General features: G+C 66.1%; 22 protein-coding genes and 2 tRNA genes. 4 read left to right on the top strand and 20 right to left on the bottom strand.

What is annotated here, in order from left to right:
• Window positions 1–560 precede the first annotated feature (560 nt).
• The 3 genes from FOB47_RS15880 to FOB47_RS15870 form a co-directional block, all read right to left on the bottom strand.
• Window positions 561–1142: a DUF2514 family protein gene (locus FOB47_RS15880; RefSeq protein ID WP_174781511.1), complete on the bottom strand. Its 582-nt coding sequence runs from the start codon at window positions 1140–1142 to the stop codon at window positions 561–563.
• A 169-nt stretch (window positions 1143–1311) separates the two neighbouring features.
• The gene (locus FOB47_RS15875) at window positions 1312–1725 is read right to left on the bottom strand and encodes a hypothetical protein (protein ID WP_174781510.1); all 414 of its coding nucleotides are present in this window, start codon (window positions 1723–1725) and stop codon (window positions 1312–1314) included.
• Between the two features lie 4 nt (window positions 1726–1729).
• A complete protein-coding gene (locus FOB47_RS15870; protein WP_174781509.1) occupies window positions 1730–1972 on the bottom strand; it encodes a hypothetical protein in 243 nt (80 codons plus the stop codon).
• A 57-nt stretch (window positions 1973–2029) separates the two neighbouring features.
• On the opposite strand from FOB47_RS15870, the gene FOB47_RS15865 reads away from it, so the two are divergent.
• A complete protein-coding gene (locus FOB47_RS15865) occupies window positions 2030–2584 on the top strand; it encodes a site-specific integrase (RefSeq protein WP_174781508.1) in 555 nt (184 codons plus the stop codon).
• 91 nt (window positions 2585–2675) lie between these two features.
• Here the strand turns inward: FOB47_RS15865 and FOB47_RS15860 are convergent.
• From FOB47_RS15860 to FOB47_RS15800, 13 genes are all read right to left on the bottom strand, one after another.
• A tRNA-Pro gene (locus tag FOB47_RS15860) sits at window positions 2676–2752 on the bottom strand.
• Window positions 2753–2810: 58 nt separating this feature from the next.
• Complete coding sequence (locus FOB47_RS15855; RefSeq protein ID WP_053821573.1) at window positions 2811–3254, bottom strand: MerR family transcriptional regulator; 444 nt, start codon at window positions 3252–3254, stop codon at window positions 2811–2813.
• Window positions 3255–3400: 146 nt separating this feature from the next.
• The gene (locus FOB47_RS15850) at window positions 3401–3793 is read right to left on the bottom strand and encodes an integration host factor subunit alpha (protein ID WP_370646864.1); all 393 of its coding nucleotides are present in this window, start codon (window positions 3791–3793) and stop codon (window positions 3401–3403) included.
• Between the two features lie 85 nt (window positions 3794–3878).
• Entirely contained in the window at window positions 3879–6326 is a 2448-nt protein-coding gene (gene pheT / locus FOB47_RS15845) for a phenylalanine--tRNA ligase subunit beta (RefSeq protein ID WP_174781507.1), read from the bottom strand.
• A 120-nt stretch (window positions 6327–6446) separates the two neighbouring features.
• Window positions 6447–7484 carry a phenylalanine--tRNA ligase subunit alpha gene (gene pheS / locus FOB47_RS15840; RefSeq protein ID WP_174782454.1) on the bottom strand — a complete coding sequence of 346 codons (1038 nt, stop codon included), beginning with the start codon at window positions 7482–7484 and terminating at the stop codon, window positions 6447–6449.
• Window positions 7485–7663: 179 nt separating this feature from the next.
• Window positions 7664–8020, bottom strand: a complete 357-nt coding sequence (gene rplT / locus FOB47_RS15835; RefSeq protein WP_006575465.1) for a 50S ribosomal protein L20 — start codon at window positions 8018–8020, stop codon at window positions 7664–7666.
• Window positions 8021–8048: 28 nt separating this feature from the next.
• The gene (gene rpmI / locus FOB47_RS15830) at window positions 8049–8246 is read right to left on the bottom strand and encodes a 50S ribosomal protein L35 (RefSeq protein ID WP_006575466.1); all 198 of its coding nucleotides are present in this window, start codon (window positions 8244–8246) and stop codon (window positions 8049–8051) included.
• A gap of 160 nt (window positions 8247–8406) precedes the next feature.
• Complete coding sequence (infC, locus tag FOB47_RS15825; protein ID WP_082371427.1) at window positions 8407–8928, bottom strand: translation initiation factor IF-3; 522 nt, start codon at window positions 8926–8928, stop codon at window positions 8407–8409.
• Window positions 8929–8969: 41 nt separating this feature from the next.
• Window positions 8970–10877: a threonine--tRNA ligase gene (gene thrS, locus FOB47_RS15820; protein WP_174781506.1), complete on the bottom strand. Its 1908-nt coding sequence runs from the start codon at window positions 10875–10877 to the stop codon at window positions 8970–8972.
• Between the two features lie 328 nt (window positions 10878–11205).
• Window positions 11206–11282: transfer RNA gene (locus FOB47_RS15815), tRNA-Val, on the bottom strand.
• Between the two features lie 21 nt (window positions 11283–11303).
• Window positions 11304–13532, bottom strand: a complete 2229-nt coding sequence (locus FOB47_RS15810) for a RelA/SpoT family protein (RefSeq protein ID WP_174781505.1) — start codon at window positions 13530–13532, stop codon at window positions 11304–11306.
• An 87-nt stretch (window positions 13533–13619) separates the two neighbouring features.
• Window positions 13620–13982, bottom strand: a complete 363-nt coding sequence (locus tag FOB47_RS15805; RefSeq protein ID WP_006575471.1) for a RidA family protein — start codon at window positions 13980–13982, stop codon at window positions 13620–13622.
• Window positions 13983–14034: 52 nt separating this feature from the next.
• Window positions 14035–14925, bottom strand: coding sequence for an alpha/beta fold hydrolase (locus tag FOB47_RS15800; protein WP_053821569.1), 891 nt, complete (start codon window positions 14923–14925; stop codon window positions 14035–14037).
• Window positions 14926–15130: 205 nt separating this feature from the next.
• Here FOB47_RS15800 and FOB47_RS15795 point away from each other — a divergent pair, with 205 nt between their 5' ends.
• Entirely contained in the window at window positions 15131–15907 is a 777-nt protein-coding gene (locus tag FOB47_RS15795) for a 3-hydroxybutyrate dehydrogenase (RefSeq protein ID WP_174781504.1), read from the top strand.
• A gap of 20 nt (window positions 15908–15927) precedes the next feature.
• Window positions 15928–16446 (top strand): DUF411 domain-containing protein, encoded by a 519-nt coding sequence (locus FOB47_RS15790; RefSeq protein WP_244959436.1) that lies wholly within the window; start codon window positions 15928–15930, stop codon window positions 16444–16446.
• 104 nt (window positions 16447–16550) lie between these two features.
• On the opposite strand, the gene FOB47_RS15785 is transcribed toward FOB47_RS15790, so the two are convergent.
• Together FOB47_RS15785 and FOB47_RS15780 are read right to left on the bottom strand one after the other, a co-directional pair.
• On the bottom strand, window positions 16551–17189 hold the full coding sequence (locus FOB47_RS15785) for a CoA transferase subunit B (RefSeq protein ID WP_149319238.1): 639 nt from the start codon (window positions 17187–17189) through the stop codon (window positions 16551–16553).
• An 18-nt stretch (window positions 17190–17207) separates the two neighbouring features.
• Entirely contained in the window at window positions 17208–17909 is a 702-nt protein-coding gene (locus tag FOB47_RS15780) for a CoA transferase subunit A (RefSeq protein WP_053821566.1), read from the bottom strand.
• Window positions 17910–18082: 173 nt separating this feature from the next.
• Between FOB47_RS15780 and FOB47_RS15775 the strand changes: the two genes are divergently transcribed.
• A complete protein-coding gene (locus FOB47_RS15775; protein ID WP_006575476.1) occupies window positions 18083–18628 on the top strand; it encodes a PAS and helix-turn-helix domain-containing protein in 546 nt (181 codons plus the stop codon).
• Window positions 18629–18706: 78 nt separating this feature from the next.
• Here the strand turns inward: FOB47_RS15775 and FOB47_RS15770 are convergent, their stop codons facing one another.
• The gene (locus FOB47_RS15770; protein WP_053821565.1) at window positions 18707–19108 is read right to left on the bottom strand and encodes an acyl-CoA thioesterase; all 402 of its coding nucleotides are present in this window, start codon (window positions 19106–19108) and stop codon (window positions 18707–18709) included.
• Window positions 19109–19208: 100 nt separating this feature from the next.
• Window positions 19209–20237: a DctP family TRAP transporter solute-binding subunit gene (locus FOB47_RS15765; RefSeq protein WP_174781502.1), complete on the bottom strand. Its 1029-nt coding sequence runs from the start codon at window positions 20235–20237 to the stop codon at window positions 19209–19211.
• Between the last annotated feature and the right edge of the window lie 50 nt (window positions 20238–20287).

The raw sequence follows: 20287 nt of genomic DNA, 5'->3' as shown, positions 1-20287 counted from the left end.
TCAGCTCCTGGAGCAGGCTCGTACCGATGGCGTGCCAGCAGAGACGCTGGCCGCTCAAATTTCGCAGCTAGATGTCGCACGGGGGGGGGCAAGCGCTGAGCCTCTCCGCCCGAACGGCCCAAGGCCGTAGGTGGTGCATGCAAGCGGGATTGGACGATTGGCTGCGGTGCCGAGACACCGAGGTGGCGCGCAGCTTCTTGGGGCTGTATCCGGCGGACAGGATGGAGACTGAGCCGGCGCCAGTCGAGCGAAAGGCGGCAGTGCAATAACCCCACAGTCCGGTTCGAAGCCTGAATGTCTTGATACATAATCCGACCTGCTTGCACAAAAACTAGACAGGAACGGGTTATGAAGATGGAGACAGGTCAATCCTCGGCTGCCGATCTGTACGCCGAGGGCTTCAAGGACGGCGTCCGCCAGGCACTACAGCGCTGCCGTTTGCTGCTGGCGTCGGGCAACGTGACAGCGACGGCGTGCATCACGGCGCTGGAGGCGATGGCGGTGGAGCCGCAGAAGGAGCCACCGCCGCGGTTCCACTGCATCCACTGCGCCCGATACTTCTACTCGTCGCCGCCACCGGCTAGCTGTCCGGTCTGCTCGACCGCGCCGGCCGTCAACGCGGCGTAGGCGCGCTCGCAGGCGTGTCCTGCGATCCGGGCGGCGTCAGCATATTCAGCCAGGATTCCCGCTCGGCGGTCAGCGCGGCTGAGCACGTCGGCAAGCACTCCAAGGGGATCGCCGGCTGCCGTGCTTCCGCTGGTAGCGGCGGAATCGCCGCCGGCTCGATTGGTGGCGACCAGGTCGGCAACTCGCTTGCGCAGCCGGCCAGCGACAGCATCAGCATCGCGAGCATCGGCCCGCGCCTTGGCAGCTTCTTTCTTCGCAGCATTCGCAATCTCCGCTTGTTCGAATAGGCGGCGCTGTTCTTCCCGGCGCGCATCGCCTACTGCCCCGACCTTGGCCACCTCCTGTGCGAGTCGCTCCTCCGCATACCCGCGGCGCAGGCGATCGATCTCGCCTCCCTTCCGCCAGCCGTTCACCGTCCAGCCGGCGCCGAACGCCGCGCCGGCCAGCACCACGACAGCGACCGCGCGCCACGGCACAGCCGCTGCAGCGGCTCGAATAGCAGTAGCCTGTATCATCGTTCCCTCGTCGCGCATTCGGCGTACATCTTCGCCGTCGTGTCGATGTGAGCTAGGAGCGCGTCCCGGCCCGCGCCACGCTTGATCGTTGGCAGCGGCGGGCAGCCCTCGCGCTCCACCGGCGGAGCAGCAGCGCAGCCGGCCAAGAGCAGACAGAACAGGATCACCCTCACCTGGCGCCCTCCTTCACCTTTCGGTTTGCAGCCTCGATCGCGCCGTTGATGCGCGATCTGTCCGCCTCGGAGAGCGGTTCCGGCTTGGTGCGCGCCGCCTGCTGTTTGACGGTTCTTGCCGCCTGCGCCGATGTCTCGGCCGCCTGAGCTGCCGCGCCTGCCGCCGCCGACGCCGTCTCCGCGATGTCGCCGAGCTGCGGCGCCAAGGCCTGCAATGTCTTGGCAAACGTGCCCTGCAGCCGCTCGATCTCGGCCGCGTGGTCCGTCCGCATCTGCACGATCGCGTCCTGCGCCTGCCATTGCGCAAGCGCGTAGCCGCCGACCGCACCGCCCGCCGCAATGACCAGCACCAGGGTCACCGCCTCAGTGGCATGCGCCACGCGGCGAAACGTCGCGCGGTGCCGGCTCATCCAATCACGTAGCTTTCCCATCGAGCCTCTCCTTCAGGAAGCGAACCTCGGCCGTCAGTTCGGCGATCGTCCGCTCCAGGTCGCCGATCTCGCGCAGCAACTCGTTCCGCTCCTTGTAGGCGGTGTCGGCCCGCTGCTCGGCCAGATCGGCGCGGGCGTTGGCCCGGCTCGCCCAGTCCCACGTGTCCGTTTTGATCTTCCCGGGCACGGCGGCCATGATCTGGTAGCGGCCGGCGGCGTCGCTCAAGCCCCAGCGCGTTAGCACCACGATGCGCGGGTGCTTGGTGGCGCTAGCGCATCGTCGGTGCGCCCCTACTCGGTGCCGGCCTACACGCAGCAGCCGAGCGCGCAGCAGGCCGAGCGGAAGGACTGCCAGCACGGCTACGCGGACATCTGCGCTGCTGGTGCACGTGATGGTGTGGCATGCCCGGTGGACTCTTGCGACATCGACGACGGCAAGATGACACCGCAGCTTCGGGACGTGCTCGCGCGTGCGAACAGCATCGCCGGTGGGGACGATGACGGCGCGCAGGTGAAAGGCCTGACGGTGATCCACACCACGACCGGCAAGCCCTACACCTACGCTGGCGCGCAGACTGCATGGAAGCGTGCCATTGCGCGGGCGCGCGAGGCCTACGAAAAGGAATGCGTCGAAGCTGGCGTCCAGCCCGTTGCAGGATTCCTGCAGAACATGCACTTTCACGACCTGCGTCGAAAGTCATTGACCGACGCAAAGGCTCAGGGCAAGGATCCCCAGAAGCTCGGTGGCCACACAGATCCGAAGATGACGGCACGGTATCTGGAGCAGGTGGAGATCGAGTGGGTCGAGCCGACCCAGATGGCGAGTTTTGCCGGCTGAGTATTCGGCAGGCCGAATAAAAGTATTCGGCAGATGCGCCTGACGCCAGAAGTAAAAAACCCGCTTGGCCTTACGCCAAGCGGGTTCTGTCTGGTCGGGGCGAGAGGATTTGAACCTCCGACCACCTGCACCCCATGCAGGTACGCTACCAGGCTGCGCTACGCCCCGAAAGCACAAGAGTATATCAGAAGCCCCACCGAAATGAATAGGCGGTTGGGCGCATTTTTTAGCCCTTGGCGGCGATCTGCTTCAGTTGCGCGAGCACGTGCTGCACCTGGATCAGGTCGGCGCGCAGCGCGGGGACGTCGACGGTCAAGACGGACGCGGACGGCGCGATGCCGGTGCTGGCCGGAGGCAGCGGCGCGGCCTCTTCGGGCATGGCCGGTTCGGCGTGATGCCGCCCTTCGTCGAGCCGGTTGCGCGCGCCGTTAATGGTGAAGCCTTGCTCGTACAGCAGTTCGCGGATGCGGCGAATCAGCAGCACTTCGTGGTGCTGGTAGTAGCGCCGATTGCCGCGTCGCTTGACGGGCTTGAGTTGCGTGAATTCCTGTTCCCAATAGCGCAGCACGTGCGGCTTGACGGCGCACAGTTCGCTGACTTCACCGATGGTGAAATAGCGCTTGGCGGGAATAGGCGGCAACGTGATGCGCTCGCTCGATTTATCCGACATGCAATGGACGGACGGGTTTCAGGCCAGGCCGGCGGTAGTTGGAGGGGGATGGCGCGCGCCGACACGGCGCGCAGCAGCAGCATACAGACTGGCCGCCGGAGCGGCAATGGACCGCGTCGTTACGGCAATCGACTGTCGTCGGTGGGTCAGTCGCTGGACGCCAGCCCGGCGCGTTCCTCGACCAGGCTCTTGAGCTTCTGGCTGGCGTGGAAGGTCACCACGCGGCGGGCAGTAATCGGGATGATCTCGCCGGTCTTAGGGTTGCGGCCGGGACGTTGCGGCTTGTCGCGCAACTGGAAGTTGCCGAACCCGGACAGCTTGACGCTGTCGCCCTGCTCCAACGCTTCGCGGATCACGTCGAAGAACGCTTCGACCATGTCCTTCGATTCCCGCTTGTTGAGACCGACCTGGTCGAACAGCATCTCGGCAAGTTCGGCCTTGGTCAGGGTAGGCACCTCGGTGACGCGCGGTTCCGGCGCTTCTTCCGGCTGCGTAGCCGCGCGCCGGTCGTCAGCTTCGCCCAATGCTGCTGCGGTCATCAGAGTCGCGTGTTGGTCGTTCATCTCGTCAATCTGCCGCCCGGATGCGGGTGCCCGGGCGGCCCATTCAGGGTTCGGGCTGTGGCTAGCCGCGCAGCCGGGCGCCGAAGGCGGCGGTGGCGGCTTCGACCATGCAGCGCACGGCGCTGTCGACGGTCTCGTCCTGGAGGGTCGCCCCAGTATCTTGCAAGGTCAAGCGGAAGGCAAGGCTTTTCTCGTCCGCGCCGATGGCTGCGGAAGCGGCCTTCGGGCGGAACTCGTCGAACAGCACGAGGCTCTGCAGATAGCGTCCGACACCCTGCTTGTCTAGCGCGGCGCGCATCGCGTCGGTCAGGTCCTGCACGCGCACGGACTGCTTGACCACCAGCGCCAGGTCGCGCACGGCAGCCGGGAACTTGGAGATCTCGGCATAGCCAGGCAGACCGATGTCGCGCACGGCATCCAGGTCCAGTTCGAACAGCACCGGTGCGTTGCTCAGCTCGTATGCCTGCAGCCACTGCGGATGCAGCTCGCCAATGACGCCGACCGGCTTGCCGTCGAGCAGTACCGTAGCCGCGCGACCCGGGTGCAGTGCGGGATGCGAGACCGGTTCGAAGCGCGCCTGGCGCGGATGCAGCAGCGCTTCGACATCGCCCTTGATGTCGAAGAAATCGACCGGCCGCGTCGGCACGCCCCACTGTTCTTCGAAGGCCGGGCCGTAGGCGATGCCGGCCACGCGCATCGGCTGATCGTAGCCTGCGACCGTCAGGCCGCCATCGGCGGTAGCGGCATTGCGCAGGAACACGCGGCCGACTTCGAACAGGCGCACGCGTGCGGCCTTGCGGTTCAGGTTGTAGCGGACCTTGTCGAGCAGGCCGCCGATCAGCGTCGAACGCATCACGGCCAGTTGGCTGGCGATCGGGTTCAGCAGACGGATCGGGTTGACGTTGGCGGCGAAATCGCGCTCCCACTTCTCCTCGACGAAGGCGAAGTTGATCACCTCCTGATAGTCGCGGGCGGCGACGGCATGGCGCACCGCATGGGTCGAGCGGCGCGCCTCGCCGGTCGGGCGCATCTCGCTCTCGGCGACCGGCGGGCGGGCCGGAATCCGCTCGAAGCCATAGATTCGGGCGACTTCCTCGATCAGGTCTTCTTCGATTTCCAGATCGAAGCGATAGCTCGGCGGCGTGACCTCAAAAACGGTGCCTTCGGCGCCCTCGCTCTGCGCGAACGGCAGGCCCAGCCGCTGAAACACGTCGGCGATGTCGGCGGGATTCAGCGCGATGCCCAGCACGCGCTCGGCGCGCGCGACACGCAGGCGCACCGGCGGACGCTGCGGCAGATTGACCGCCTGATCGTCGACGGGGCCGGCCTGGCCGCCACAGATCTGCAGGATCAGCGCGGTGATGCGCTCGATATGCTCGACCGTGGTCGCATAGTCGACGCCGCGCTCGAAGCGATGCGCGGCATCGGTCGAGAAGTTGTAGCGGCGCGCGCGGCCCTGGATCGCCTGCGGCCACCAGAACGCGGCCTCCAGGTAGATATTGGTCGTGTCCAGCGTCACGGCGGTGCTGTCGCCGCCCATGATGCCGGCCAGGCTCTCGATCTCCTTGTCGTCGGCGATCACGCCGACGGTCTCGTCGACCTCGACGGTATTGCCGTTCAGCAGCTTCAGCTGCTCGCCCTTGCGGCCCCAGCGCACGTCGAGGCCACCGTGGATCTTGTCGAGATCGAACACGTGCGACGGACGGCCCAGTTCGAGCATCACGTAGTTCGAGATGTCGACCAGCGCCGAGATGCTGCGCTGGCCGGCACGCTCGAGCCGCTGCACCATCCACGCCGGCGTCGCGGCGCGCGCATTGACGCCGCGGATGACGCGGCCGCTGAAGCGGCCGCACAGGTCGGGCGCGGAAATCTTCACCGGCAGGCGATCGTCGATCGTGACCGCCACCGGTTCCATCGCCGGCAGCGTCAGCGGGGCGCCGGTCAATGCGGCGACCTCGCGCGCGACGCCGTGGATCGACAGGCAATCGGCCTTGTTCGGCGTCAGCTTGATCACGAAGACCTGGTCGTCGAGGTCCAGGTAGCGGCGGATGTTCTCGCCGACCGGAGCGTCCTCGGGCAGGATCAGCAAGCCTTCATGGTCCTCGGACAGCTTCAGTTCGCGCGCCGAGCACAGCATGCCGTAGCTTTCGACGCCACGCAGCTTGCCGACCTTGATCTCGAACGGCTTGCCGCCGGCTTCGGTCGGCGGCAGCACGGCGCCCACCAGCGCGCACGGCACCAGGATGCCCGGCTTGACGTTGGGCGCGCCGCAGACGATCTGCAGCGTCTCGCCGGTGCCGGCGTCGACCTGGCAGACGTTGAGACGATCGGCGTTCGGATGACGCTCGGTGGCCAGCACGCGGGCGACCACGATCTTGTCGAACGGCGGCGCGACCGGCCCGACCTCCTCGACTTCCAGCCCCGCCATGGTCAGGCGGTGCGAAAGCGCGTCGGTGGTCAGATTGTCGGGATTGACGAAGGTACGAAGCCAGGATTCCGAGAATTGCATGGCGCTACTGATCCGGTGGGTATGCTGTGGGCGGCGGCATGGCGCCGCCAGGGTTCGACGATGACGCTACGGCCGTTCGGGCAAGCAGGCAAGGCGCGGCGAAAACACGCGCCCCTGCCTTCACGCAAACTGGCGCAGGAAACGCACGTCGCCTTCGAAGAACAGGCGCAGGTCATTGATGCCATAGCGCAGCATCGTCAGCCGCTCCAGCCCCGAGCCGAACGCGAAGCCGATATAGCGCTCGGGGTCCAGCCCCATGTTGCGCATGACGTTAGGATGCACCTGGCCCGAGCCGGAGATCTCCAGCCAGCGGCCCGCATTCTTTCCCTCCTCGAATGCCATGTCGATCTCGGCCGACGGCTCGGTGAACGGGAAGTACGACGGACGGAAGCGCACCTGGATATCGTCGCGCTCGAAGAACTTGCGCAGGAAATCGGTATAGACACCCTTCAGGTCGGCGAAGCTGACGTTCTCGCCAATCCACAGTCCCTCGACCTGGTTGAACATCGGCGAATGGGTCGCGTCGCTGTCGACGCGATAGGTGCGGCCCGGGCAGATCACCTTGATCGGCGGCATCGCCTTGCCGCGGTACTTCTCGACGTGCATGCGCGCATAGCGGACCTGCATCGGGCTGGTATGCGTGCGCAACAGCAGCAGCTTGCCTTCGCTGTCGCGGCCGTCGACATAGAACGTGTCCTGCATCGAACGCGCCGGGTGGTTGTCCGGGTTGTTCAATGCCGTGAAATTCATCCAGTCGGTCTCGATCTCGGGACCGTCCGCGACATCGAAGCCGATCGAGCCGAAGATCTGCTCGACGCGCTCCCAGGTGCGCATCACCGGATGCAGGCTGCCGCGCGCGACGGCGCGTCCGGGCAGCGTGACATCGATCGCCTCGGCCGCCAGCCGCGCGTTCATCAACGCGTCGGCCAGCGCCTGGCGGCGCGCCTGCAGCGCGGCCTCGACCTGCTGCTTGGCCTGGTTGATGCGGGCGCCCTGCTCCTTGCGGGCCTCCGGGTCCAGTTTGCCGAGGCCCTTGAGCAGCTCGGTCAGCGCGCCGGTCTTGCCGAGAAAGCGCGCTTTCTCGTTTTCCAGCGTGGCGTTGTCGTTGGCGGCGGCGAAGGCGGCCTGCGCGTCGGCGACGATTTGGTCCGGATCCAGTGACATGGCGGTGGTCGGCGATGAATGGTGTATGGCTCTGGGTCCCGCACGCGGCGGAACCGGCAAAAAAAAAAACGGGACTCGATTCGGAGCCCCGTTTCGGCGGCCCCTTGGCGGAGGCCGCTTTCGACCTTGCGGTCGGTGCATGCGCCCGGTCGCTTGCGCGACCGGAACCGGCATCAGGCAACGGCGGCTTTCACCTGGTTGACGATGGCGGCAAAGGCAGGCTTGTCGTGAATCGCCATGTCCGACAGCACCTTGCGGTCCAGCTCAATCGAGGCCTTCTTCAGACCGTTCATGAACACGCTGTAGGTCATGCCATGCTCACGCGTCGCCGCGTTGATACGTGCAATCCAGAGGGCGCGGAACACGCGCTTCTTGTTGCGACGATCGCGGTATGCGTACTGGCCAGCACGCATGACCGCCTGCTTGGCGATGCGATAGACATTATTGCGACGGCCGCGGTAACCCTTGGCAGCGTCAATGACTTTCTTGTGGCGGGCCCGTGCGGTGACCCCACGTTTGACTCGAGGCATGAAACTCTCCTTTCGTTTTCGTCAGGGGTTAGGCGTAGGGCATCATCGCGCGAACGGACTTCAGGTTCGTCTCATGGACGTCCTGAGTGCCACGCAGTTGACGCTTGTTCTTGGTGGTCTTCTTCGTCAGGATGTGACGCTTGAAGGCCTGGCCACGCTTGAACGAACCGTTCGGACGCGCAGTAAAGCGCTTAGAAGCGCTTTTCTTGGTCTTCATCTTCGGCATGAAAAACTCCAGCTCTATGACATGCATGCAGGTGGACGGCTGACGCCGACGCTTGCAAGACCCGCATCCACTTGTTTTGCACGGCGCCGCGAGCGGCCCGCGCTGTGCTCGCGTGTCGTCCGGACGCACAACCGGCGCCCGCACGCCACGCAAAACCCGCTTACTTTTTCTTCTTGGGCGCCAGCACCATGACCATCTGGCGGCCTTCCATCTTCGGCATCTGCTCGACCTGGCCGAACTCCTCCAGATCGCTCTTGAGCCGCTCGAGCATGCGCGCGCCGATTTCCTGGTGGGCCATCTCGCGACCACGGAAACGCAACGTGATCTTCGTCTTGTCGCCGTCTTCCAGGAATCGCTTCAGATTGCGCAGCTTGACGTTGTAGTCGCCATCATCCGTGCCCGGGCGGAATTTGACTTCCTTGACCTGGATGATCTTCTGCTTCAGCTTGGCCTCGTGGGCGCGCTTGGCTTCCTCGTACTTGAACTTGCCGTAGTCCATGATGCGAACCACGGGAGGAGACGCGTTGGGCGCGATCTCCACCAGATCCAAGTCCTTGTCTTCCGCCTGGCGCAGTGCGTCCATGAATTTGACGATGCCCAGCTGCTCGTTATCAACCCCTACCAGGCGCACTTCGGGCGCGCTGATCTCGCGGTTGATGCGATGACCTTTGTCCGTAGCGATGTTCCGTTACCTCAAGAAGAAAAAAACAAGCCGTGCTCCCATCAGGCTTTGGTGGCGACGTCGTTGTTCAGACGCTCCACGAACGCGGAGACGGGCATCACACCCAGATCCACGTTGCCACGGGCACGCACGGCCACTTGATTGGCGTCTCGCTCCTTGTCGCCGACCACGATCAGGTACGGCACCTTCTGGAGCGAGTGCTCGCGGATTTTATACGTAATTTTCTCGTTACGCAAATCCGCCTTGGCCCTAAACCCTTGTTTTTGCAGCAGTTGCACGACGTTTTCCGCATATTCCGCCTGCGAATCTGCAATATTCATCACCACGACCTGCTCCGGGGCCAGCCAGGCCGGCAGTGCGCCGGCATGGTTCTCCAGCAGGATGCCCAGGAAGCGCTCGAAAGAGCCCAGGATCGCCCGGTGCAGCATCACGGGACGCTTGCGGGAATTGTCCTCGGAGACGAACTCGGCACCCAGCCGCTCCGGCAGCACCAGATCCAGCTGCAGCGTGCCGCATTGCCAGGAACGGCCGATCGCGTCCTTGATGTGGTACTCGACCTTCGGGCCGTAGAAGGCGCCCTCGCCCGGCAGTTCCTCCCACTGCACACCGCAGGCGCGCAGCGCCATCCGCAGCCCTTCCTCGGCGTGGTCCCAGACCGCGTCCGAACCGGCGCGCTGCTCGGGGCGCAGCGACAGCTTGACCGCCACGTCCTTGAAGCCGAAGTCGTCGTAGACCGAGAACGCCAGGTCGTTGAAGGCCTTGGCCTCGGCGACGATCTGCTCTTCCGTGCAGAAGATGTGGGCATCGTCCTGCACGAAGCCGCGCACGCGCATCAGGCCGTGCAGCGCGCCGGACGGCTCATTGCGGTGGCAGGAGCCGAATTCGGCCAGCCGCAGCGGCAGGTCGCGATACGAACGCAGGCCGTGATTGAAGATCTGCACATGGCCGGGGCAGTTCATCGGCTTGATCGCGTAGTCGCGCTTCTCCGACTCCGTGACGAACATGTTTTCCTTGTAGTTCTGCCAGTGGCCGGACTTCTCCCACAGCGAACGGTCCATCACCTGCGGCGTGCGTACTTCGCTGTAGCCGGCCTCCGTCAGCCGGCCACGCATGTACTGCTCGACCGCCTGCCAGATCTGCCAGCCCTTCGGGTGCCAGAACACCATGCCGGGCGCCTCTTCCTGCAGATGGAAAAGGTCCAGCAGCTTGCCGAGCTTGCGGTGGTCGCGCTTCTCGGCCTCCTCGAGCATGTGCAGGTAGGCGTCCTGGTCTTCCTTGCGGGCCCAGGCCGTGCCGTAGATCCGCTGCAGCATCTCGTTGTTGGCATCGCCGCGCCAGTAGGCGCCGGCCACCTTCATCAGCTTGAATACCTTCAGCTTGCCCGTGGACGGCACGTGCGGGCCGCGGCACAGGTCGACGAACTCGCCCTCGCGATACAGGCCGATTTCCTCGCCGGCCGGAATCGACGCGATGATCTCGGCCTTGTACTTCTCGCCCATCGACTCGAACAGCTTGACCGCCTCGTCGCGATCCCAGACCTCGCGCGACACCTTTTCGTCCTTCTTCGCCAGCTCGGCCATCTTCTTCTCGATGGCGGCCAGGTCTTCCGGCGTGAAGGGACGCTTGTAGGCGAAGTCGTAGTAGAAGCCGTTCTCGATCACCGGGCCGATCGTGACCTGCGCGTCGGGATAGAGCGACTTGACCGCATAGGCCAGCAGGTGGGCCGTCGAGTGGCGAATGACCTCGACGCCCTCCGGATCCTTGTCCGTGACGATGGCCAGCGAGGCATCGCGATCGATCAGATAGCTGGTATCGACCAGGTTGCCGTCGACCTTGCCGGCCAGCGCGGCCTTGGCCAGGCCGGCACCGATGCTCTGCGCGACCTGGGCGACCGTGACGGGTTCGGGGAACTCGCGGCGGGAGCCATCCGGCAGCGTGATTGCGATCATCTTGGACCTCTTACAGGGAATCCGCCGGCAACGATCGTGGCCTCGGGGCGGATGAATAGTTCTCGACTGGCCGCCCCGCACGGGACCGGGCGACCGGCAGCTTATCAGGGTGCTGGCAGGCGACAGACGAAAAAAAACGCGGCCAAGGCCGCGTTTTTCATAATTTCACCCAATCGATCGACCCGATGTTCCGGGCGACCTGGGACGAAGACGCACCTCGACCTACTGTCGCTTGTCAGCGGTAGTAGTTCGCGGTGTCATAACCATGGCGTCTGGATGTCCTTCGGTGAAATGTCTGGGTACTGCTGTCTTCGGTACTGCAATTCGTTGGTAGGCTCGATTGGACTCGAACCAACGACCCCCACCATGTCAAGGTGGTGCTCTAACCAGCTGAGCTACGAGCCTAGCGAAGCCGCAAGTATAGCATCACTTTCTTTGGGCCTGCAACACCCCGGACACCTCTTCGATCAATCCCAGCGCGCGCTGCAACTGCGTGGCCTCCGCCACCTCGGCGGTGAACTGCATCCGCGCCACGCCCTTGCTGCTCAGCGTCTTGACCCCGGTGACGTTGATCTTCTCGCGCGACAAGACCTCGGAGATATCGCGCAGCAGCCCCTGGCGGTCGATCGCCTCGACGTGGATCGCCACCGGATAGACCGCGTCGCTCTTCTTGCCCCACTCGGTCTGGATGATCCGCTCGGGCGCGCGCGCCGCGAGCTGCTGGAAGGTATGGCACTGGCGTCGGTGGATCGACACGCCGCGTCCGCGCGTGACGAAGCCGACGATGTCGTCGGGCGGCGCCGGCTTGCAGCAGCGCGACATCTGCGTCATCAGCGAATCGACGCCGACCACCAGCACGCCGCTCTTGGCGCCGCGGGCGACGCTGGTGGCGCGGCTCTTCTTGGTGACCGCCTCCTCCTCGCTGACCTGCGGCGCGGCCTCGCCTTCCGGATGGCGCAGCGCCTGCTCGACGTGGCGCAGGCTGAATTCTTCCTTGGCCACCGCCGCATACAGTTCGTCCGGCGTCTTGAAGCCCAGCCGCGTCGCCAGCACGTCCAGATTGACCGCGGTCTTGCCCTCGCGCTGCAGCGTCTTGTCGATCAGCACACGGCCCTGAGCGATGGTCTCCTGCGAATCGAGCGCGTTGAACCACGCGCGCACCTTGGCGCGCGCCCGCGAGCTGGCCAGGTAGCCGAGGTCCGCATTGAGCCAGTCGCGCGAGGGCCCGCCCTGCTTGACCGCGACGATCTCCACCGTCTGGCCGTTCTTCAGCGGCGTGTTCAGCGGCACCATCGCGCCGTCCACGCGCGCGCCGCGGCAGCGATGGCCGAGGTCGGTATGCAGGTAGTAGGCGAAGTCGACCGGCGTCGCGCCCTGCGGCAGCGCCACCACCCGCGCCTGCGGCGTCAGCACGTAGATGTGGTCGTCGATCGCCGCATGCTTGAGCTGCTCCCACGGCGACTCGTCGTGCGCCACCGTGTGGTCCGCATCGTCCTTCCACGCCAGCAGCTGCCGCAGCCAGGCGATCTTCTCGTCGTAGCTCTCGTTGGCGGCGAACTGCCCGCTGTAGCCCTTGCCGCCGGCCTCCTTGTAGCGCCAGTGCGCAGCCACGCCGTACTCGGCGAAGTGGTGCATCTCGTGCGTGCGGATCTGCACCTCGAAGGCGCGCCCATCGTCGCCGATCACCACCGTGTGCAGCGACTTGTAGCCGTTGGCCTTGGGGCGGGAGATGTAGTCGTCGAACTCGCGCGGAATCGGTTGCCACACGTGGTGCACGATGCCGAGCACCGCGTAGCAGTCCTTGATGTCGTCGACGATCACGCGGAAGGCGCGCACATCGTACAGATCGGCGAAGTCGAGATCCTTGCCGCGCATCTTCTTCCAGATGCTGTAGATGTGCTTGGGCCGGCCGCTGACCTCGGCGCGGATGCCGGCCGCGGCCAGCTCGCGCTGCAGCCGTTCGATCGCCTGCGAGATGTAGCCCTCGCGCTCGATGCGCTTCTCGTCGAGCAGCCGCGCGATGCGCTTGTAGGTGTCCGGCTGTTCGAAGCGGAAGGCCAGGTCTTCCAGCTCCCACTTCATCTGCCAGATGCCGAGCCGGTTGGCCAGCGGCGCGTAGATGTCCAGCGTTTCCCGCGCCACGCCGGGCAGCGGCGCGTTCTTGGTCTGTGCCAGCCAGCGCAGCGTCTGCAGCCGCGAGGCCAGACGCACCAGCACGACGCGGATGTCCTGGGCGAAGGCCAGCAGCATCTTGCGCAGCGCCTCGACCTGCTCGTGGCGCGCCTGCGCCTCGTTGCGCGAGGACGGCGCCTCGACGGCATCGCCGCGATTGACGGCGATCGCGCCGATGCGCAGCAGCTGGCGCACGTCCTTGACCAGGCGGGTGACCTCGTCGCCGAAGCGTTCGGGGATCTCGGCTTCGGTCTCCGGGACGAAGGCCGCCACCGGGAACAGGCAGGCCGCGGCGCGCGCGGCGTCGTCGATGCGCAGGCCGTCGAGAATGCGCAGCATCCCCTCGGCATGCGACAGCACGCTCTCGCCGGTGGGCAGCGCTACCGCCTCGCCATGCTCGCGCGCGTACGCCAGCGCCTGCTCGACCAGGCCCGCGTCCGGCGTACCGGCGATCTGCCCGGTCGCGTCGGTGGACGTCACCATGTCACCACTTCCCCTGCTGCACCTTCAACGCACCCTCAACGCACCTCAACGCACCTTCAGCGCCATCGGAACCAATACGCGTTGCGCTCAGTTCAGCGCCGCGGTGACCACCACCTCGATCCGGTACTTCGGATTGGCCAGCTTCGCCTCGACCGTCGCGCGCGGCGGCGTATTGCCCTGCGGCACCCACTCGTCCCAGACCTCGTTCATCGCGCCGATATCGGCGATGTCGGTCAGGAAGATCTGGCACGACAGGATGCGCGTCTTGTCGCTGCCGGCCTCGGCCAGCAGTCGGTCGATATGGCCGAGCACCTCGCGGGTCTGGCCGCGGATATCGGCGTCGGGATCGACCTCGGGCACCTGGCCGGCCACGTAGACCACGCCGTTGTAGACGGCATATTCGGAAAGACGTTTGCCCACATGGGCGCGTTTCAGTTCGGTCGTGCTCATCGTTCTATGAAGGCAGCTGCGCTGCTCTGGGTTGACTGGCGCGGCAAGGGGCTCAGGCCCCTGCCGTGCCGATGAAGAATTCTCGCGCAATGGCGATCTGCGCCGGATCGACGAAGGTCGGCGCATGGCCCACGTCCGGCACCTCGACCGAACGCACCTGCTTGCCGCGCGACACCATCTCGGCGACAGTTTCGCGCGTCAGCAGGTCGGACTGCGCGCCGCGCACCACCAGCACCGGCACCGGAATCGCCTCGAACATGCGCCACATCGTCGCCTCGCCGGCCGCGGCCATCTCGGGCGTGGTCTCGCGGAACGGCACCGCCAGCGCGGGATCGTAGTGCAGGCCCCATTCCAGCCCTTCCGCGCCCTGCACCGGCTTCAGGATCGCGCCATTCAATTCGCGCCACTGCTCCGGCGTATGGCGGCCGAACGACGCACTGATGGTCTGCAGATACGCCAGCCCCTCCTCGAAGGTCTTGAAGCGGACCGGCAGCCCCAGATAGGAGCCGATCCGCTCCAGCGCCGAGGCCGCGATGCGCGGGCCCACGTCGTTGAGCAGCAGCTTGCGCACCGGACTCTTCGGCAACGCGGCCAGCCCCATGCCGATCAGTCCGCCCATCGAGGTGCCGAACCAGTCCACCTGCTCGACGTTCAGTCGCGCGATCAGCGTCACCATGTCCGAGACGTACTGCGGCACGATGTAGCGGCGCGGATCGGCGAGCCAGTCGGAACGCCCGCGGCCGACCACGTCGGGACAGACCACGCGATATTCGCCGCTGAACGCGCGCGCGGCCTCATCGAAATCGCGGCCGGTGCGCGTCAGGCCGTGCACGCACATCAGCACGCGCGGATTGCTTGGGTCGCCCCACTCGTGGTACGCCATGCGGTGCAGGCCAGCGGGGCTGATGCACTGCACGAAGCCGAGGCGCGGACTGGCTGACATCTTGACTCCCTGCGCGAGGAACGCGAATAAGGCGCGGCAATGGCGCGCGACGGTAACCGCGACACATGAGCGTCGCGCATGACGCCGCGGGGCGGCGCCGGCTGGGCAAAGCCCGATTGTACGCCAGCGCTACAATGCGACAGCAACGACGGCCGTGCCACGGCGGCACGGCGCATTGCCATCCCATTTCTCCACGGAGGCTCATATGCTGAAGGGCAAGACGGCGCTGGTGACCGGTTCGACCAGCGGAATCGGTCTGGGCATCGCCCAGGCGCTGGCGGCGCAAGGCGCGCATCTGATCGTCAACGGTTTCGGCGATGTGGACGGCGCCAGGCGCCAGATCGAGCAGGCCGGCAGCGACATCCGCGTCGGCTATCACGGCGCCGACATGAGCAAGGCCGCCGAGATCGAGGACATGATGCGCTATGCCGACAGCGAGTTCGGCGGCGTCGATATCCTGGTCAATAACGCCGGCATCCAGCATGTGGCCAATATCGAGGACTTCCCGATCGAGCGCTGGGACGCGATCATCGCGATCAACCTGACCTCGGCCTTCCACACCACGCGGCTCGCGCTGCCCGGCATGAAGCGCAAGGACTGGGGGCGCGTGATCAACGTCGCGTCGACCCACGGACTGGTTGCCTCGGCGCAGAAGTCCGCCTATGTCGCCGCCAAGCATGGCATCGTCGGCCTGACCAAGGTCACCGCGCTGGAGACCGCGCAGACCGGCGTCACCGCCAACGCGATCTGCCCGGGCTGGGTGCTGACGCCGCTGGTGCAGAAGCAGGTCGAAGCCCGTGCCGAGCGCGAGGGCATCCCGATCGAGCAGGCCAAGCGCGAGCTGGTGCTGGAGAAGCAGCCCTCGGGGCAGTTCGTCACGCCGGACGAGCTCGGCGCGCTGGCGGTCTTCCTGGCAAGCGACGCCGCGCGCCAGGTGCGCGGCGCGATCTGGAACATGGATGGAGGCTGGGTCGCGCAGTGATGGCGTGCTCCGCAAAGACGATGAAGCGAAGAGACGTACTGAAAGACCTGCTCGGCGCCGCCGCGCTGTGGGCCGGCCTGGCACCGCTGGCGCGCGCCGCCGCGCCCGCCACGCCTGCGAAAGCCGCACCCGCAGCCGCAGCGGCAAAGACTCCGATCGAGGTCTACAAGAGCCCGCTGTGCGGTTGCTGCGATGGCTGGGTCGCGCATCTGCGCGAGCATGGCTTCGAGGTCAAGGTGCACGATGTCGAAGACACCGGCGTGCACCGCGCGCGCCTGGGCATGCCGGAGCGCTTCGGTTCCTGCCACACCGGCGTCGTCGCCGGCTATGCGCTCGAGGGCCATGTGCCGGCCGCCGAGATCCGCAAGCTGCTGGCAGGCAAACCGAAGGCGGTCGGGCTTGCCGTGCCCGGCATGCCGGTCGGCTCGCCCGGCATGGAGCAGGGATCGCGGGTCGACCCGTATTCGGTGCTGCTGGTACGGGCCGACGGCGGCGCGTCGGTATTCGCGCGCTATCCCGCTTCCGCCGTGGCGCGCTGACCGGCGCTGACGGAGGCAGGCCGGCGCCGATCCGCGCCGCGGCCAATAAAAAACCCCGCCTTCATCGAGGCGGGGTTTTCATTGCGCCAGGCGAGCGCGTCCGCTTACAGCAACGGCACGCCGGTCTTGCTCTGGATTTCCTCGCGGCTGACGCCCGGTGCGGTCTCGACCAGCTTCAGCCCTTCGGGCGTGACATCCATCACGCCCAGGTCGGTGATGATCCGGTCGACCACGCCCACGCCGGTCAGCGGCAACGTGCAGGCCTCCAGGATCTTCAGGTCCTCGCTGCCGTCCTTCTTCTTGGCGGTATGTTCCATCAGCACCACCACGCGGCCGACGCCGGCCACCAGGTCCATCGCGCCGCCCATGCCCTTGACCATCTTGCCCGGGATCATCCAGTTGGCCAGGTCGCCCTTCTGGCTGACCTGCATCGCGCCGAGGATGGCCAGGTTGATATGGCCGCCGCGGATCATCGCGAACGAGTCCGCCGACGAGAAGATCGACGAGCCCGGCAGCGTGGTCACGGTCTGCTTGCCGGCATTGATCATGTCGGCGTCGACCTCTTCCTCGGTCGGGAACGGACCGATGCCCAGCAGGCCGTTCTCGGACTGCAGCCAGACCTCGACGCCGGGCGGCACATGGTTGGCCACCAGCGTCGGCAGGCCGATGCCCAGGTTCACATAGAAGCCGTCCTGCAGTTCGCGCGCGGCGCGCGCCGCCATTTCATCACGTGTCCATGCCATGATCTGTCTCCTTGATCGTCAGGCCGCGGCACGCACGGTGCGCTGCTCGATGCGTTTCTCGGGATGGGCATTCAGCACGATGCGCTGCACGAAGATGCCCGGGGTGTGGACCTCGTCCGGATCGAGCTCGCCGATCTCGACGATCTGCTCGACCTCGGCGATGGTGACCTTGCCCGCCATCGCGCACATCGGGTTGAAGTTGCGCGCGGTGCGGCGGTAGATCAGGTTGCCGGCCTTGTCGGCCTTGTACGCCTTGACCAGCGCGACGTCGGCGGTCAGGGAGCGCTCCATCACGTATTGCTCGCCGTCGAATTCGCGGATCTCCTTGCCTTCGGCGACGATGGTGCCGACGCCGGTCTTCGTGAAGAAGGCCGGGATGCCGGCGCCGCCGGCGCGCAGCTTCTCGGCCAGCGTGCCCTGCGGCGTGAATTCGAGCTCGAGTTCGCCGGCCAGGTACTGGCGTTCGAACTCCTTGTTCTCGCCGACATACGACGAGATCATCTTGCGGATCTGCCGCGTGGCCAGCAGCAGGCCCAGGCCGAAGCCATCGACGCCGGCATTGTTCGAGATGCAGGTCAGCCCTTTCGCGCCGCTGTCGCGCAACGCCGCGATCAGGGCCTCGGGGATGCCGCACAGGCCGAAGCCGCCGACCGCGATGGTCTGTCCATCGCGGACCACGCCGGCAAGCGCCTCGGCGGCGCTGGCGTAGACCTTGTTCATATCGTCTCTCCTTCCTCGATGATGTTCCCGGACGAGGCGGCGACGCCGCTCGCGGGTAACGTTACAATCGCTACGGCCGCGCCGGGCGGGACCCGGGCGCCGGCCGTCGACAGCGCTCCAAAGGATACGCAAGCCCCGCAGCGGACGCCAGTACGTAGAAATACATAAGGACAATGCCTGCCATCGACTATCAGACCGCCTTCCAGCTGGCGCCGGTCGGCCTCGTGCTGTCGCGCGAGCGCAGGATCGAGGACTGCAACGACGAGGTCTGCCGCATCTTCGGCACGACGCGGGAGGCGCTGATCGGCCAGTCGTTCCAGGTACTGTATCCGACCGCCGACGAGTTCGAGCGCACCGGCGCCCGCATCGTGCCGATCATGAACGCGCGCGGGCTCTATTCCGACGAACGGATCATGAAGCGGGCCAACGGGGAATTGTTCTGGTGCCATGTCACCGGCCGCGCGCTGGACCGGCAGCAGCCGCTCGGGGCCGGCATCTGGAGCTTCGAGGACCTGTCGCAGAAGCGCCCGGTGACCGCGCAGCTGACCGCGCGCGAGCGCGATATCGCGGCCCAGCTGGTCGAGGGCAAGACCAGCAAGCAGATCGGCAAGTCGCTATCGATCAGCCCGCGCACCGTCGATATCTACCGGGCGCGGCTGATGAAGAAATACGGCGCGCATACCGCGGTCGATCTGGTGCAGCGGCTGGTCAATCATTGACCGTTGCGGCCCCCCCAAGTCGCCCCTCTCCCGCCCCTCTCCCGGCCACTCTCCGCACACGAGAAAGGGGCGCAAACCTCAGCCTTCCAGCAATTCCCGGATCGCCGCCGGCAGCGGCACCGATTTCTCCGCCTCGTAGTCGCACCAGACCACCTTGGCGCCGCCATCGGCGAACACGGTGTCCGCGTCGTCGCAGCGGCGGATTTCCGCCCGCGTCTCGAAGCTGCTGCGGCCCAGTTCGCCGGCGTAGACGCGGCATTCGATGTCGCCCGGATAGCGCAGCTGGCGCCGGAAATTCATATGGGCGTTGACGATCACCGGGCCCTGGCCGTTCTCGTCGCGGCCGTTGCAGCCCAACGATTCGAACCACGAGATGCGCGCCTGCTCCAGGTAGCGGAAATAGACGGTGTTGTTGACATGGCCCATCGCGTCCATGTCGCCCCAGCGGATCGGCATGCGCAGCGTGAAGACGTGTTTCATCGCGTATGGTTCGAGGTTGCCGTGTGGTTCGGGATCGGGCCGGATGGGCGTTCCCGCGCGGGCAGGCGCGGGAACGCTTCACGCCGGGCTCGCGCAGACATCAGCGCTTGGCGATGGCCGCCTCGGCCTTGCCGACCAGCTCGGCGCCGATCTGCTTCTTCCACTTGTCGTAGACCTTGGCGGTGGCCTTGCGGAAGGCGCCGTGCTCGGCGGGGCTCAGGTGCGTGACCTTGACGCCGTGCGCCTCCATCTCCTTCCAGGCCGGCGCGCCCGGCTCGGCCAGCCCCTTGCGGGCCAGCGCGACTTCCTGCTTGCCGGCATCGATCGCCGCCTGCCTGACGATCTCGCGGTCGGCCGGCGTCCAGCTTTCCCAGATCTGCTTGTTGACGACGAAGATCAGCGGGTCGGCGACATAGCCCCAGGTCGTCACGAACTTCTGGCCTACCGTGTACAGCTTGGCGGCGGCGAACACCGACTGCGGGTTCTCCTGGCCGTCCACCGCGCCCGAGGCCATCGCCGGCTGCGCGTCGGCCCAGCTCATCTGCGTCGGGTTGGCGCCCAGCGCGTTGAACGTGTCGATATACAGCGGCGAGCCGACGACTCGCAGCTTCAGGCCCTTCAGGTCCTCGGGCTTGCGGATCTCGCGCTTGGAGTTCGACACCTCGCGGAAGCCGTTTTCGCCCCAGGCCAGCGGCACCACGCCGGCCTTCTCGAGCGTGGCGAACAGGTGCTTGCCGACCTCGCCTTGCGTCAGCGCGTCGAGCGCCTTGTAGTCGGGCATCAGGAACGGCAGCGAGAACAGGTTCAGCTCGCGCACCTGCGGCGACCAGTTGATGGTCGAGCCGATCGCCATGTCGATCACGCCCTGGCGGATCGCCGAGAATTCGCGGGTCTGGTCGCCGGCCACCAGCGAGGTGCCCGGATAGAGCTTGATATTGATGCGGCCGTTGGTGCGCTGGCGGACCAGATCGGCCCAGATCTCGCCGCCCTTGCCCCACGGAAAGGCCGGGCCGAGCACCAGCGACATCTTGTATTCGGACTTGTAGGTCTGCGCCATCGCGCCGGCGGGCGCGAGCGCGGCGGCGGCGATGGTGGCGGCCATCGACAGCATCAGGACACGGCGTTTCATGAGTCAGTTCTCCTCTCGGGAATCGTTATTTGGACTGAAGATCAAGCAGA

The sequence above is a fragment of the Cupriavidus gilardii genome, from assembly GCF_013347325.1.
Lineage (GTDB): Bacteria > Pseudomonadota > Gammaproteobacteria > Burkholderiales > Burkholderiaceae > Cupriavidus > Cupriavidus gilardii.
Note: the sequence above shows the minus strand (reverse complement) of the source record. Positions and strands in the feature narration are given on the sequence as shown.

What these genes read in the sequence shown, in the direction of transcription:
- FOB47_RS15880 (WP_174781511.1), bottom strand. Translation starts at nt 1,142, where the DNA reads ATGATACAGGCTACTGCTATTCGAGCCGCTGCAGCGGCTGTGCCGTGG.
- FOB47_RS15875 (WP_174781510.1), bottom strand. Translation starts at nt 1,725, where the DNA reads ATGAGCCGGCACCGCGCGACGTTTCGCCGCGTGGCGCATGCCACTGAG.
- FOB47_RS15855 (WP_053821573.1), bottom strand. Translation starts at nt 3,254, where the DNA reads ATGTCGGATAAATCGAGCGAGCGCATCACGTTGCCGCCTATTCCCGCC.
- FOB47_RS15850 (WP_370646864.1), bottom strand. Translation starts at nt 3,793, where the DNA reads ATGACCGCAGCAGCATTGGGCGAAGCTGACGACCGGCGCGCGGCTACG.
- pheT (WP_174781507.1), bottom strand. Translation starts at nt 6,326, where the DNA reads ATGCAATTCTCGGAATCCTGGCTTCGTACCTTCGTCAATCCCGACAAT.
- rplT (WP_006575465.1), bottom strand. Translation starts at nt 8,020, where the DNA reads ATGCCTCGAGTCAAACGTGGGGTCACCGCACGGGCCCGCCACAAGAAA.
- rpmI (WP_006575466.1), bottom strand. Translation starts at nt 8,246, where the DNA reads ATGCCGAAGATGAAGACCAAGAAAAGCGCTTCTAAGCGCTTTACTGCG.
- thrS (WP_174781506.1), bottom strand. Translation starts at nt 10,877, where the DNA reads ATGATCGCAATCACGCTGCCGGATGGCTCCCGCCGCGAGTTCCCCGAA.
- FOB47_RS15810 (WP_174781505.1), bottom strand. Translation starts at nt 13,532, where the DNA reads ATGGTGACGTCCACCGACGCGACCGGGCAGATCGCCGGTACGCCGGAC.
- FOB47_RS15805 (WP_006575471.1), bottom strand. Translation starts at nt 13,982, where the DNA reads ATGAGCACGACCGAACTGAAACGCGCCCATGTGGGCAAACGTCTTTCC.
- FOB47_RS15800 (WP_053821569.1), bottom strand. Translation starts at nt 14,925, where the DNA reads ATGTCAGCCAGTCCGCGCCTCGGCTTCGTGCAGTGCATCAGCCCCGCT.
- FOB47_RS15795 (WP_174781504.1), top strand. Translation starts at nt 15,131, where the DNA reads ATGCTGAAGGGCAAGACGGCGCTGGTGACCGGTTCGACCAGCGGAATC.
- FOB47_RS15790 (WP_244959436.1), top strand. Translation starts at nt 15,928, where the DNA reads ATGAAGCGAAGAGACGTACTGAAAGACCTGCTCGGCGCCGCCGCGCTG.
- FOB47_RS15785 (WP_149319238.1), bottom strand. Translation starts at nt 17,189, where the DNA reads ATGGCATGGACACGTGATGAAATGGCGGCGCGCGCCGCGCGCGAACTG.
- FOB47_RS15780 (WP_053821566.1), bottom strand. Translation starts at nt 17,909, where the DNA reads ATGAACAAGGTCTACGCCAGCGCCGCCGAGGCGCTTGCCGGCGTGGTC.
- FOB47_RS15775 (WP_006575476.1), top strand. Translation starts at nt 18,083, where the DNA reads ATGCCTGCCATCGACTATCAGACCGCCTTCCAGCTGGCGCCGGTCGGC.
- FOB47_RS15770 (WP_053821565.1), bottom strand. Translation starts at nt 19,108, where the DNA reads ATGAAACACGTCTTCACGCTGCGCATGCCGATCCGCTGGGGCGACATG.
- FOB47_RS15765 (WP_174781502.1), bottom strand. Translation starts at nt 20,237, where the DNA reads ATGAAACGCCGTGTCCTGATGCTGTCGATGGCCGCCACCATCGCCGCC.